Annotated in this window: 12 protein-coding genes; 4 read left to right on the forward strand and 8 right to left on the reverse strand. The window is 41.2% G+C overall.

What is annotated here, in order from left to right:
- Positions 1-12: 12 nt before the first annotated feature.
- The 5 genes from QQK06_RS04495 to galU all read right to left on the reverse strand — a co-directional run bounded on the left by QQK06_RS04495 (position 13) and on the right by galU (position 6,935).
- Positions 13-1,743: an SLC13 family permease gene (locus QQK06_RS04495; protein ID WP_284243421.1), complete on the reverse strand. Its 1,731-nt coding sequence runs from the start codon at positions 1,741-1,743 to the stop codon at positions 13-15.
- 99 nt (positions 1,744-1,842) lie between these two features.
- Positions 1,843-3,252 (reverse strand): sulfate adenylyltransferase subunit CysN, encoded by a 1,410-nt coding sequence (gene cysN, locus QQK06_RS04500; RefSeq protein ID WP_284243423.1) that lies wholly within the window; start codon positions 3,250-3,252, stop codon positions 1,843-1,845.
- A 75-nt stretch (positions 3,253-3,327) separates the two neighbouring features.
- Positions 3,328-4,227 carry a sulfate adenylyltransferase subunit CysD gene (gene cysD, locus QQK06_RS04505; protein ID WP_284243424.1) on the reverse strand — a complete coding sequence of 300 codons (900 nt, stop codon included), beginning with the start codon at positions 4,225-4,227 and terminating at the stop codon, positions 3,328-3,330.
- 131 nt (positions 4,228-4,358) lie between these two features.
- Positions 4,359-5,987, reverse strand: coding sequence for a glucose-6-phosphate isomerase (pgi, locus tag QQK06_RS04510; RefSeq protein WP_284243425.1), 1,629 nt, complete (start codon positions 5,985-5,987; stop codon positions 4,359-4,361).
- Between the two features lie 54 nt (positions 5,988-6,041).
- The gene (gene galU / locus QQK06_RS04515) at positions 6,042-6,935 is read right to left on the reverse strand and encodes a UTP--glucose-1-phosphate uridylyltransferase GalU (RefSeq protein ID WP_284243426.1); all 894 of its coding nucleotides are present in this window, start codon (positions 6,933-6,935) and stop codon (positions 6,042-6,044) included.
- A gap of 337 nt (positions 6,936-7,272) precedes the next feature.
- Here galU and QQK06_RS04520 point away from each other — a divergent pair, with 337 nt between their 5' ends.
- The 4 genes from QQK06_RS04520 to serA all read left to right on the forward strand — a co-directional run bounded on the left by QQK06_RS04520 (position 7,273) and on the right by serA (position 11,517).
- Entirely contained in the window at positions 7,273-8,808 is a 1,536-nt protein-coding gene (locus QQK06_RS04520; protein WP_284243427.1) for a peptide MFS transporter, read from the forward strand.
- A 45-nt stretch (positions 8,809-8,853) separates the two neighbouring features.
- Complete coding sequence (locus tag QQK06_RS04525; protein ID WP_284243428.1) at positions 8,854-9,465, forward strand: 5-formyltetrahydrofolate cyclo-ligase; 612 nt, start codon at positions 8,854-8,856, stop codon at positions 9,463-9,465.
- 75 nt (positions 9,466-9,540) lie between these two features.
- Positions 9,541-10,197: a ribose-5-phosphate isomerase RpiA gene (gene rpiA, locus QQK06_RS04530; RefSeq protein ID WP_284243429.1), complete on the forward strand. Its 657-nt coding sequence runs from the start codon at positions 9,541-9,543 to the stop codon at positions 10,195-10,197.
- Positions 10,198-10,287: 90 nt separating this feature from the next.
- Positions 10,288-11,517 carry a phosphoglycerate dehydrogenase gene (serA, locus tag QQK06_RS04535; RefSeq protein WP_284243430.1) on the forward strand — a complete coding sequence of 410 codons (1,230 nt, stop codon included), beginning with the start codon at positions 10,288-10,290 and terminating at the stop codon, positions 11,515-11,517.
- 81 nt (positions 11,518-11,598) lie between these two features.
- On the opposite strand, the gene QQK06_RS04540 is transcribed toward serA, so the two are convergent.
- The 3 genes from QQK06_RS04540 to nusB form a co-directional block, all read right to left on the reverse strand.
- Positions 11,599-12,060, reverse strand: coding sequence for a phosphatidylglycerophosphatase A family protein (locus QQK06_RS04540; RefSeq protein ID WP_284243431.1), 462 nt, complete (start codon positions 12,058-12,060; stop codon positions 11,599-11,601).
- A gap of 5 nt (positions 12,061-12,065) precedes the next feature.
- On the reverse strand, positions 12,066-13,034 hold the full coding sequence (gene thiL, locus QQK06_RS04545) for a thiamine-phosphate kinase (RefSeq protein ID WP_284243432.1): 969 nt from the start codon (positions 13,032-13,034) through the stop codon (positions 12,066-12,068).
- A 114-nt stretch (positions 13,035-13,148) separates the two neighbouring features.
- A complete protein-coding gene (gene nusB / locus QQK06_RS04550) occupies positions 13,149-13,565 on the reverse strand; it encodes a transcription antitermination factor NusB (protein WP_284243433.1) in 417 nt (138 codons plus the stop codon).
- Positions 13,566-13,589: the final 24 nt, after the last annotated feature.

Raw genomic sequence — 13,589 nt, forward strand, 5'->3', positions numbered from 1 at the left:
TGATCACCTTTATCAAGTAAAAGGAAAAACAATAGGGAGCAAAATAAGGACAACAGCACTATAGGTAACAGATACTGGTAAACCAAACTTAATCACATCTTTTAAGCAGTAATTACCTGCGTTATATACCATAACATTGGTTTGATAACCAAATGGGCTAATAAAGCTGCCACTCGCAGCAAACGCCACTGCCATCACATAAGGAATAGGGCTAACTCCTAACCCCAGCGCAATACTATAGGCGATAGGAAAAAGAAGTGCTGCCGCCGCACTATTGGTGATCAGTTCAGTGATCACTAAGGTTAGAACAAAAATTGCAACCAAGGTAAAATAAGCACTCTGACCTGATAGCACGGACTCGATATTCACAGCGATTAACTCAGCAACACCGCTGGATTCTAACGCTCGTGCTAAAGTCAATGCTCCCAAAACTATCATCCAAATTTCTAAAGGAAAACGGCGTTTAATTTCATTAATGGTTAAACAACCGCTAAAAATTAATATTGCCAGATAGAAGATCATACACTTTAACAGAGATACACTGGTCAGCACCGATACAGCAATCGCAGCAATAAAACCAAATAGGGTAATATTATCCCGCCAGCCATAAAGCATATTATCCGGTTGATGGCCGGACAGAATATAAAAGTTTTTCGTTAAGTTAGTCCGAGTACTAAAGTCATTACCAACCGCTAACACCAGAAAATCTCCCGGCTGAATAATCAATGCTCCAAGTTTACCCGAAAGTGCAGCCCCTTCTCGGCGTACAGCAACTACGGCGGCATCAAAACGAGCGCGAAAACCCGCTTGTTTTAAGGTTTTTCCAACCACAGAGGAATCTGGTTTAATAAGTACTTCCGTTAAATTATCCCTTAGCAGGCCATCTTGTTCAGCAAACAGGGTTAAGCCGTCAAACTGCTGTAATACCAGTACTTTGGAAACATCACCAGAAAAAATCAATTTATCATCTGCCATGATCACTTCATCAGGAGCAACCGGTGAAATTAGCCGCCCTTGACGGATCACTTCCACCAAAAACAACGCATCCAAATTTCGTAGGCCATTTTCTTCTACCGTTAAGCCGATCATTTTTGAATCGCTACTGACCCTGGCTTCAAGCAAATAGTCTTGATTAGTTAATACTTCCTTGTCTAGCTCTGGCAAGCTGTATTGCCTGACCAGCACAACAACTAAACAGGCCACTAACGCGACAATACCAATAGGAGTAAAATCAAAAAAACCTAAACTGTCATTACCACGCTCAATTAGCATGGTATTGACAATTAAGTTAGTCGAGGTTCCTACCAAGGTTAAAGTACCGCCTAAAATCGCAGCGAATGACAACGGTAGCAGTAACTTACCAGGGTTAATTACCCTATTACTTTGTACCGTAGAGATCAAAGCTGCGACAACCGCAGTATTATTCATAAAGGCAGATGCTAGTGCAGTATATACTAAGGTACGAACGGTGGAAAAAAATGCCGAACCATTGATCATCACCGAGGACATTCGGCGCAAAATGGACGTACGTTCAAAAGAAAAAGAGGCAAGCACCAATAGAATCAGTGTCACTAATCCAGGATTTACCGCATTATTCAGCACATCTTGTGTGCTAACATAGGAAGCCGCTAAACAGGCCAGCATAGCACCAGCAAACACCCTTTCAGGCACCCGCTGGAACTTCACCAGTCCGATAAATGTCACAAAAAATATGGCAATTAAACACCACTGAGTTGCTACCACTATTCTTATCCTTTTAGCAGCAATATTTACTGATATGTTGTAACAGCTGAATTGGCAGAATACAACTGCCAGTCAGCGATAAGCAAACGCTTGAGTTCACTAGCTCATTTTTGTGATGTCTCGAGCACCCCAGTGAGGAAAATGTTTGCGGATCAACGCATTGTATTCTAATTCAAAGGCACTGAACTCATGCTCCTCGCCTTTTTGAATCGCCCGATTAATCATCCCTGCGCCGACGGTAATGTTGCTTAAGCGATCAATGATAATAAAAGCACCGGTAGCTTTATTATTTTGATACGGGTCAAAATGTAACGGCTCTGCCAGATCAAAATTAACCGAGCCAATTTCATTCAATGCTAATTGTGAAGTTTCAGACTGCTCCATGGTATTGACATTGACTTTATATTCAATCGACGACACATGACCTGTAGTGATTTTAGTGCCATGTTTGATGTAGTATTCGCGACCACTTTCTAATTCATCTTCATGCATCCAGACGACATTAGCATTGAGTTCTTTTGAAGATGTCGGCAACGCACCTTTTTTCACTATCATCTCACCACGGCTGATATCAATTTCATCTTCCAGAGTGATAGTTACCGCCTGCCCTTTATCAGCACGATCAAGTTCTCCATCAAAGGTAACAATAGATTTAACAATGCTTTCTTTACCCGATGGTAATGCGACAATTTCATCCCCAACCCGAATGTGACCAGAACCGACTGTACCGGCAAAGCCCCTGAAATTTAGATGTGGACGATTAACATACTGCACTTGAAAGCGAAATTCGGTAAATTCTGAGCTGCCTTCCACTTTAATGGTGTTAAGCAACTTCATCATGGTCGCACCAGGGTACCAAGGCATATTGGCACTTTCGTCAACGACATTGTCACCTTTTAACGCCGAAATAGGCACAAAACGAACATCATCAAAGCTTAACTGGTCAGCAAAGTCTCGGTATTCTTTCTTAATTTCCTGATAACGCTCCTGACTGTAATCCACCAGGTCCATTTTATTAACCGCGACTAGAACATGCTTAATACCAAGCAATGAACAGATAAAAGAATGGCGGCGAGTTTGTACCTGCACTCCATGGCGGGCATCAATTAATATTACGGCTAAATCACAAGTTGAAGCCCCTGTTGCCATATTACGGGTATACTGTTCATGTCCCGGGGTGTCAGCAATAATAAACTTACGCTTATCAGTAGCAAAATAACGATAAGCAACATCAATAGTGATACCTTGTTCACGCTCAGACTGTAAGCCATCAACTAACAGTGCCAGATCAACCGCTTCACCTGTGGTGCCTGATTTTTTACTGTCACTTTCAATTGCTGCTAACTGATCTTCAAAGATCATTTTTGAGTCATGTAATAAGCGGCCAATAAGCGTGCTTTTGCCATCATCAACGCTACCACAAGTGAAAAAACGTAGCATTTCTTTGTTTTCATGCTGCTTTAAATAAGCTTCAATATCTGTTGCAAGTAAGTCAGAATTCGGACTCATAGTATTTCCTTGAAATAGGGTCTACAGTGCCAGCTGAGCCAGCGGTTATTAACGTTTACAAATTGAATGTGCTGACTAAAAGTAGCCTTCCATTTTCTTTTTCTCCATCGAACCAGCCGAATCATGGTCAATCACTCGTCCCTGGCGTTCTGAAGTCTTTGTTAATAACATTTCTTGGATAATCTCAGGCAAGGTAGTGGCATTTGATTCAACCGCCCCAGTTAATGGATAACAGCCTAAGGTTCTAAAACGAACATTTTTCATCATCACCTGTTCATCATCTGCGATTGGCATACGATCATCATCTACCATGATCAACGTACCGTCACGCTCAATAACCGGACGTTCTTTTGCCAGATATAAAGGCACTATCTTAATATTTTCTAAATAAATATATTGCCAGATATCTAATTCAGTCCAGTTAGAGAGTGGAAAAACACGAATACTTTCGCCTTTATCTACTTTACTATTATAGATATTCCATAATTCCGGACGCTGACTTTTTGGATCCCAACGATGATTTTTATCACGGAAAGAATAAACACGCTCTTTAGCGCGAGATTTTTCTTCATCACGTCTGGCACCACCAAAGGCTGCATCAAAACCGTAATGGTCCAACGCCTGTTTTAAGCCTTGAGTTTTCATGATATCGGTATGTTTTGCGCTACCGTGCACAAAAGGACTAATCCCCATTTTTAAGCCTTCTGGGTTTTGGTGCACTAATAACTCAAAGCCATATTCTTTTGCCATTTGATCACGAAAGGCGATCATTTCTTTAAACTTCCATGTAGTATCGACATGCAATAAAGGAAATGGAATTTTTCCTGGCGCAAAAGCTTTACGAGCTAAATGCAATAACACCGCAGAGTCTTTACCTACTGAGTAAAGCATCACAGGTTTATCAAATTCCGCAGCCACTTCACGCATAATGTGAATAGATTCGGCTTCTAACTTTTGTAGATGAGTTAAGTTCATTGCTGTCTTATAATTTAATCCATACTAAATATATAAGAACATTTTGCCACATTGGCACTAAAGCATCCATATAAGAAAACACTTTTATAGACCTATATGGAATATAAAAATATTATCTAATAAAGTTTTTCTTATTTATCACTTAACTGCTTGATACGCTTTATTAACGATAAAGTGGAACTTGAAAGGTCATCACTTAGATTGTCATTCATCGCACGCAATATTTGTGCTCCCAGCTCTTTCCCTAGCTCAACCCCCCATTGATCGAAAGAGTTAAGTTGCCACAAGACCCCTTGTACAAAAATTTTATGTTCATATAACGCCAGTAAAGCCCCTAACGTTTTCGGCGTTAACTGTTTCAGCACTAAGGTATTACTGGGAGTGTTACCTTTCATAACTTTATGCAAAGCCAATGCTTCAGCCTGCTGCTCTGACTTTCCATTAGCCATAAGCTCTGCTTTTGCTTGTGCAAAAGTTTTCCCTCGCATTAACGCTTCGCTCTGTGCTAAGCAGTTTGCTACTAACACTTGTTGGTGCTTTGAATAATCATGGTGCCCTTGGGCACAAACAATAAAATCAGTCGGGATGATCTCTTCACTTTGATGCATTAACTGCATGAACGCATGCTGACTGTTAGTACCTTCCTGACCAAAAACAATAGGTGCTGTGTGCCAGCCCAGTTTTTCGCCTTGCAACGAAACCGACTTACCGTTACTTTCCATATCTGTTTGCTGTAAATACCCCGGCAAAGCACGTAAAGCATGATTATATGGTAGAATAGCCAGACTGGAGTAACCAAGTGCATTGCGATTCCATAGGCCTGTTAACGCCATAACGATTGGCATATTCTGGTCAAATGGTGCTTGTCTAAAATGTTGATCCATCAAATAAGCACCACGTTTTAATTGAGCAAATCCCTGCTCGCCAATCGCTAATGCTAATGGAAAACCAACAGCTGACCATAAAGAAAAACGGCCTCCCACCCAATCCCACATTGGCAGAATATTGTCTTTGGTGATACCAAATTGAGTCACTGCTGTAATATTAGTACTGACAGCAAACCAGTGACGGGCAATGATATTCGGCTGGGCTACATGGGTTAACATCCACTGTTTTACCGCTACAGCATTTAGCATGGTTTCTTGTGTAGTAAAGGTTTTCGAAATAACAACTACTAAGGTTGTTTCAGCTGATAATAATGCCAGTTTTTCAGCAACTGCATCGCCATCAACATTGGCTAATACATGTACATTCAACCCGGTAGTGTGATAAGGCTTTAGCGCCGATATACCAAGTTTAATGCCATAATAGGAGCCCCCGATGCCGATTGCCAGCACATCAGTAAACTTTTGCCCATTGACAGTACAGTATTGACCATGACTAATATCATTAACCAATTGCGACATCTTTTGCTCAGTCGCAATAACCTCAGCAGCTTGTGTTCCCAAAACCGCTTTTTTCTCCTTTTCCGGAGCCCTTAATAGCGGATGCAAAACAGCACGATTTTCCGTCTGGTTTATTCTTTCACCGCTAAACATCTTTTCTATATATTGATCTAGCCCTTGAGTCTTAGCCCAATGACATAAATCATCCCGTTCACTTTGAACTAGATTTTGTTTTGCATAATCTAGGAAAATACCTGCCGCATCGACAGAAAAGTTTACAGCCCGTTTGCTATCATCAAACAGGGTTTCAATTGTTCGCGCTTTAGCATCTTTTGCTAACGCACAAAGCGCTGTCATACTATTACCCACCGTCATCCTTTTACTATCTGATTAAACTGTCTAACATTACTGTGTATCTAAGCTCAGTGCTTAAATCAGTTCAGCTAAATACTGTTTAAATTCAGTAGCAAGCTCTGGGTGACGTAATCCGTATTCAACATTAGCTTTCATATAACCGAGTTTTGAACCACAATCATGAGATTTACCAGTCATATGAAACGCTTCCACAGGTTCCATTTTCATCAAGCTGGCAATAGCATCTGTTAGTTGAATTTCATCACCAGCACCAGGCGGGGTAAACTCTAGCAAATCCCAAATAGCACCGGATAAAACATAACGGCCAACTACCGCTAAATTTGAAGGTGCCTCTTCTAGTGCTGGCTTTTCAACCACAGCGGTCATGGTTTTCGACTCACCAGCAGCTAATTGATGACCTTCACAATCAGCAACGCCATAACTACTCACTTTTTCCATCGGTACCGGCTCTACCATGATTTGACTATAACCGACTTCATCGTAACGACGCAGCATGGCAGCAAGGTTTTCCGTTCTCGGGTTAGCACTTGCTTCATCTAATATCACATCAGGTAAAACAACAACGAACGGTTCATTACCCACAATTGGTCGCGCCTTTAATACTGCATGGCCTAAACCTTTGGCTTCCCCCTGACGAACATGCATGATAGTGACCCCTTTCGGGCATATCGCCTGCACTTCATCCAACAGTTGGCGCTTAACACGCTTTTCTAGCGTTGTTTCTAATTCAAACGATTTGTCAAAATGGTTTTCAATGGCATTTTTGGATGAATGTGTCACTAAAACAATCTCTTTAATGCCAGCATCAATACATTCATTTACGATATACTGGATCAAAGGTTTATCGACAATAGGCAGCATTTCTTTTGGTATTGCCTTAGTTGCAGGTAACATACGAGTCCCTAATCCGGCAACAGGGATCACTGCTTTCGTTATTTTCTTTGTCATTTTTATGTTCACACCAATACTAATAATCATTAATAGTGCAGATCATACTATTAAACAGCAGTTAGACACCAGCAGGAGTCACATTTAAATAGACCATAATAAGAGAATATTTTCGCCATTACGCAATTGCCAAATAAAGAATATTTATCCTACAACTTTACACTCCTAATTTGGCTAAAATACTTCTTTGCTTGCGCTCACCCGGTATCACAGGTATAAATGGGCGCTGAAAATGTAAATTGTGCCACGATAATACATCGATATCCTGATGTAATATTCAATAACAATAAAAATACCCATACAGCTAATGGCACAGCTTAGGAAGGATAAATTATTTATGACAACGCAAAATACTAAGACCTTTTTTGGTCAACCAGAAGGTCTTAAAACTCTGTTTTTCACTGAAATGTGGGAACGCATGAGTTACTACGGCATGCGCATGCTGTTAGTACTTTTTATGACCGCAACCTTACAAGAGAACGGCCTTGGCTTAACAGTTGCTTCAGCGGCAGCCATATACGGCTTATACACAGGTAGTGTCTATTTTATGGGATTACCCGGCGGCTGGATTTCAGACAGACTACTTGGTGGCCAAAAAGCAGTTTGGTACGGTGGACTTATTATTATGTGTGGCCACATCATTCTAGCGATACCAAACGACAAAACTTTCTTTATCGGCCTTATCGTCGTTATTTTAGGTACCGGTCTATTAAAACCTAACATTGGCGCCATGGTTGGTCAGTTGTATTCAGACGAAGATAAACGTCGCGATTCAGGTTATGCCATCTATTATATGGGGATTAACCTAGGCTCTGTGTTAGGTTACACCATTTGTGGTTACCTGATGGAAGATCAAGATAACTTCGGCTGGCACTGGGCATTCGGCGCAGCGGCCATTGGTATGGCGGTTGGTTTACTGCAATACCGTAAAACGCTAGGTAAGTTACAAGGTGTAGGTGCACAACCTGCGGCACCATTAAGCGCTAAAGGTAAGCAAATGAGCTGGACCGCAATTGGGGCGATGTTAATCATTCTGGCAACGATAACAGCACTTGCCCTAAATGGCGCACTGATTATCGACCCTGTCTCTGTTGCAGAATATGTTGCTATCAGCTTTACCGTGATGTTTGTTCTCTATTACGCTGCTATTTATATGTTTGGTAATCTAACCCCTAACGAAATGAAGCGTTTGGGCGCACTATTATTAGTCTGTATTGCCTCCGCCTGTTTCTGGTCTGGTTTTGAACAAGCAGGCTCTTCAATGAACCTATTCGCCCGAGATTATACCGATCGTTTAGTGGGTAGTTTTGAAATACCAACAGGCTGGTTCCAATCATTAAACGCAATGTTTATCGTTTTACTATCTCCATTTTTTGCCGCCCTATGGATTAACTTAGGTAAGCGTTTTGTCAGCCCAGGTTACGGCATCAAATGCGCTATCGGCCTGATGGTTATGGCCAGTGGCTTTATCGTGATGTTCTTTGCAGCACAATATGCAGCATCAGGATTAAAAGTGGCGCCGTATTGGTTGGTAGCTACTTACTTTCTTCACACAGTCGGTGAATTATGCTTAAGCCCGGTAGCATTAAGTGCGATCAGCAAGTTATCACCACGTCGCTTTGCCGGTCAAATGATGGGTGTATTCGTACTAACTTATTCTATTGGTAACATTATTTCCGGTTTACTAGCCGGTAACTTTGATCCAAATAGAGTAGACCAACTACCGAATTTATATATTCAGATTAGTTTATTTAGTATTGGTATTGGTATTGTTATCTTATTGTTGAGCTTTAAGTCTCGCATTTGGGAAAACCTATCAAATGACACAGAAGAAGTTGCTGCTGTCGACAAGGCTGCGGCCACTACAGCATAATTAAATAACATGATAAGCGGTGGCAGATGCCACCGCTTTTTTTTTATGAAAACATCTAACTCTCAGCAACAATTAAGACAAGCATTACGGCAAGAAGTCAGAGAAAAACGCCAAGCCTTATCTGCTCACTTTCAACAAGTATCCGCCCAATCATTAATTAAGCAATTAACCACGCTCAAATGGTTAACATCAGCCAAAAAAGTTGCGATTTATCTTGCGAACGACGGCGAGCTAGATACCAGTCCATTTATTAACTGGTGTTGGCAACACGCAATAGCTACTTATATTCCGGTGCTTCACCCGTTTAATCCCGGCCATTTATTATTTTTACACTATCATGCTCAAAGCCACATGAAAGAAAATAAATATGGCATACTAGAGCCAATATTAAATGTTAATACTGTATGCCCCGCGGATGCGCTAGATATTATCTTTACGCCATTAGTTGCCTTCGATAACACCGGAGCCCGTTTAGGGATGGGCGGTGGTTACTACGACAGAACTTTAGCGAACTTATCAAGCGATAAACCAATTGTGATTGGTCTTGCACACGATTGCCAACAACTTAACGAAATACCGACAGAAGCCTGGGACATGCCAGTGCCGCACATAGTCACCCCTACACACCATTATCAGTTTGATAAACCTCAATTGTGATTAATTAAAAATCTAGTAACACAGGCGAAAACTTGGCTGCTATAATAAAGCCCAAAACCTCACCTAGGATCCCTTATGACTCAAGACGAAATGAAAAAAGCCGCCGCCTGTAAAGCGCTGGAATTTGTAAAAGAAGACACAATAGTTGGTGTCGGCACCGGCTCGACGGTTAATCACTTTATCGATGCCTTAGCGACCATTAAGCACAAAATTGTGGGTGCGGTTTCAAGTTCTGAAGAGTCAACTAAGCGCCTAAAAGCCTATGGCATTGAAGTATTTGATTTAAACAGCGTCGATGAAATCGATGTTTATATTGATGGTGCTGATGAAATCACTGAACATATGCAGATGATCAAAGGTGGTGGCGCCGCATTAACTCGAGAAAAAATTGTCGCGGCTGTGGCAAAAACCTTTATCTGTATTTGTGATGAAACGAAACAAGTACCTATCCTCGGTAAATTTCCATTACCAGTTGAAGTGATCCCTATGGCACGTAGCTATGTTGCCCGTGAATTAGTCAAATTAGGTGGCGATCCAGAATATCGTCAAGGTGTAGTCACCGACAATGGTAACGTCATTCTCGATGTGCATAACTTAGAAATAATCGATCCAAAGGGGCTGGAAAACACCATCAATAGCATAGTAGGCGTGGTAACTAACGGCTTATTTGCTAATCGCGGCGCCAATCTACTTATTTTAGGCACCGCACAAGGCGCAAAAATAGTAAAATAACACTTTAGAGTTTATACACTATATGCTAGTTTAGCACTAGATTTGGATATCTAGCCATCTAAACACTTTTATCGAGAGCGATTAAGCACTATGAGTAATAAATCATTAGCCAAAGAAAAAATCAGGATCTTGTTACTTGAAGGCGTTCACCAAAGCGCACTAGAAGAACTAAAATCCCAAGGTTACAGTAACATTGAATACCTTAAAACTTCATTAGCCGAAGACGAGCTAATTGAAAAAATAGCCAATGTCCACTTTATTGGTATTCGCTCTCGCACTATGTTAAACGACAAAGTGCTCAGTCATGCTAAAAAATTAGTCGCTATTGGCTGCTTTTGTATTGGTACGAATCAGGTAGATATCAAAGCAGCACAAAAGCGTGGTATCCCGGTATTTAATGCACCATTTTCTAACACTCGTTCAGTAGCTGAACTAGTAATAGGTGAACTGTTATTATTGCTACGCGGTATCCCTGAAAAAAGTGCTCAAGCGCATCGTGGTATCTGGAATAAATCAGCGACAGGGTCTGTCGAAGCACGCGGAAAAACTCTTGGTATTATTGGCTATGGTCATATCGGGATGCAGCTGGGAATAATGGCGGAAACTATCGGCATGAAAGTACGCTTTTATGATATTGAAACCAAATTGCCGCTAGGTAACGCCAGCCAAGCACCGAGCTTAACCTCTTTATTGCAAGAGGCAGATGTGGTCAGTTTACATGTGCCAGAAACCCCCCAAACACAAAATATGATGGGTGCCGCTGAATTTGATGTCATGAAAGATGGCGTAATTTTTATCAACGCCTCACGTGGTACAGTAGTCGATATCGACGCACTATCAGAAGTGTTAACCACGAAAAAAGTCGCTGGTGCTGCAATAGACGTTTTCCCAGTTGAACCTAAGAGCAACGATGAAGAATTCATTTCACCACTACGTGAATTTGATAATGTTATTCTTACGCCACACATAGGTGGCAGCACCAAAGAAGCACAAGAAAATATCGGCTTAGAAGTAGCAAGCAAACTAGCGAAATACTCGGATAATGGCTCTACCTTATCTGCGGTAAATTTCCCGGAAGTTTCGCTGCCAAGTCATATTGGCGCCAGCCGATTATTGCATATTCACCATAACCAACCAGGTATATTAACTAAAATTAACTTGGCGTTTGCCGAAAACAACATCAATATTGCCGCACAATACTTACAAACAGATGATCAAATAGGTTATGTGGTGATCGATGTTGAAACGGATCACAGTGAAACAGCGCTACGGGCATTAAAAGCAATTGAAGGCACGATAAAAGCACGCATCCTACATTAGCAATTTGCTTATTAAATACTAAAAAGCCCAAGCTAATTAGCTTGGGCTTTTTGTTGGTCGTGGTAACCTCGACAAGTTGAACTAATAAATAAAATGCATACAAGCAAGAGCCAGAAGGCCAGCAGCAACATCATCGATCATAATACCAAAGCCACCATGACAATGCTTATCTAGCCAGCTGATCGGCCAAGGTTTAATAATGTCGAAAATACGAAATAGAAGAAAACCAACAATCACAGTTTCTACCGTTACTGGTAGCCATAACATAGTGATTAAAAAGCCAACAAATTCGTCCCAAACAATCGCAGGATGATCATGCACATTAACCGCTTTAGCAGCATGACCACAAATATATACGCCCAAAATCGCCATTAGCACAACAATGGCTAAAAAGTAACTAGCATTAAGAAAGCTCAAGCCCAAAAACAGCGGTACTGCCGCTAGTGTACCGAAGGTTCCAGGGGCTTTCGGTGCTAAACCACTGCCAAACCCAAGTGCAAGAAACTGAATCGGATCAGCTAAACGAAAACGAGCTTTATTCATATCAATTATTGGTCACTGTCAAAATGCTCAAAGCCTTTAGCATTGATTTGCGTTGGCTGACTATTTAAAGTTGTGGTAATTTTTCCGGAGAGATTTAACTGCCCGATACAAGTGATGGTTTCGCCAATATCCGCTAACGCGGTTTCCATACCAACCTTATTATCTTCAGAGACAGTAAATAACAGCTGATAATCATCGCCGCCTTGTAACGCTAGCTCGATAGCTTTTTCTGCTCCCAGACTGTCGTATAGGGCATTTGAAATAGGCAACTGATCCAATACCAGATTGACACCGACATTCGAACTCTCACATAGATGTCTGAGATCGGCTAACAAGCCATCAGATAAATCAATCGCTGAAGAAGCGTATCCTCGTAAGGCTTGTCCAACTAAAACACAAGGTACCGGATAATCTAGTTGCTTTTGAACAAGCGCCAACACATCCTCGGGTAACTCAATTTGTTGATAATAATGTTGTAACGCTAACGCCGCATCACCAATTTCTCCGGTGACATAAAGCCAGTCACCAGTTTTAGCACCACTTCGGGTTATTTGTTTATCATAAGGTACAGTACCTTGTGCGGTAATAGTAATGCTAAGCGGCCCCTGAGTGGTATCTCCCCCCACTAACTGAACATTATAATACTCGCATAATTCAAACATCCCCTGACAGAATTCTCCAACCCAGTCTTCGTCTGCTTCTGGAATGGTCAAGGCGACAGAAATCCAGCACGGCTCAGCCCCCATAGCGGCAAGATCAGATAAATTAACGGCAACCGCTTTATGACCTACGGCTTTAGCTGGTGTGTTTTCAGGAAAATGCACACCAGCCACTAGAGTATCTGTGGTTACCGCCAAATATTGACGTTCAGGTGGCGTTAATAAGGCACAATCATCACCTATACCTAAAAACACATCCTTACGTTTTACTATTTGTTCAGTGAAGTAATTTCTTATTAAATCGAATTCTTTCATAATGTAATTAACATCAGTTAAATGATAATAGCGCCTAATTTTTTTACCGTTAAAAACATAAAAGGCGCACTAAGTCAGGCGCCTCACTACTAATCAAGATTTTTATCAAGCAAATTATTCTTGCGGACGGATCAGTTTAATCGTTTTATCGAGTACGCCATTTACAAATTTATGACTATCATCGGCAGCAAAAAGTTTCGCTAATTCGATCGCTTCGTTGATTATCACTCGATATGGCACATCAGCGCAGTCACTTAATTCAAATACAGCAACCCGTAAAATCGCTTTTTCAATATGATCTATTTCATCCAATGGACGGGCAACATGAGGTTCTATAGCTGCGTCTAAAGAGCTCACCTGCGAAGTTACGCCACGAAATAGCTTTTGAAAATATTCAATTTCAAAACGACGTTTCGCATTTTCGGTTAAAAAGTGTGCTTCAACATCAGCAACCGAGTTTTCACTCATTTGCCATGAATAAACCGCTTGTACCGCTAGTTCACGGGCTTTTCTTCTCGGAGATGGTTTCACAAAAATATCCTGTTTAACAATTCT

It is taken from the genome of Thalassotalea insulae (genome assembly GCF_030161395.1).
GTDB lineage: Bacteria > Pseudomonadota > Gammaproteobacteria > Enterobacterales > Alteromonadaceae > Thalassotalea_E > Thalassotalea_E insulae.

What these genes read in the sequence shown, in the direction of transcription:
- cysN (WP_284243423.1), bottom strand. Translation starts at nt 3,252, where the DNA reads ATGAGTCCGAATTCTGACTTACTTGCAACAGATATTGAAGCTTATTTA.
- cysD (WP_284243424.1), bottom strand. Translation starts at nt 4,227, where the DNA reads ATGAACTTAACTCATCTACAAAAGTTAGAAGCCGAATCTATTCACATT.
- pgi (WP_284243425.1), bottom strand. Translation starts at nt 5,987, where the DNA reads ATGACGGTGGGTAATAGTATGACAGCGCTTTGTGCGTTAGCAAAAGAT.
- galU (WP_284243426.1), bottom strand. Translation starts at nt 6,935, where the DNA reads ATGACAAAGAAAATAACGAAAGCAGTGATCCCTGTTGCCGGATTAGGG.
- QQK06_RS04520 (WP_284243427.1), top strand. Translation starts at nt 7,273, where the DNA reads ATGACAACGCAAAATACTAAGACCTTTTTTGGTCAACCAGAAGGTCTT.
- QQK06_RS04525 (WP_284243428.1), top strand. Translation starts at nt 8,854, where the DNA reads ATGAAAACATCTAACTCTCAGCAACAATTAAGACAAGCATTACGGCAA.
- rpiA (WP_284243429.1), top strand. Translation starts at nt 9,541, where the DNA reads ATGACTCAAGACGAAATGAAAAAAGCCGCCGCCTGTAAAGCGCTGGAA.
- serA (WP_284243430.1), top strand. Translation starts at nt 10,288, where the DNA reads ATGAGTAATAAATCATTAGCCAAAGAAAAAATCAGGATCTTGTTACTT.
- QQK06_RS04540 (WP_284243431.1), bottom strand. Translation starts at nt 12,060, where the DNA reads ATGAATAAAGCTCGTTTTCGTTTAGCTGATCCGATTCAGTTTCTTGCA.
- thiL (WP_284243432.1), bottom strand. Translation starts at nt 13,034, where the DNA reads ATGAAAGAATTCGATTTAATAAGAAATTACTTCACTGAACAAATAGTA.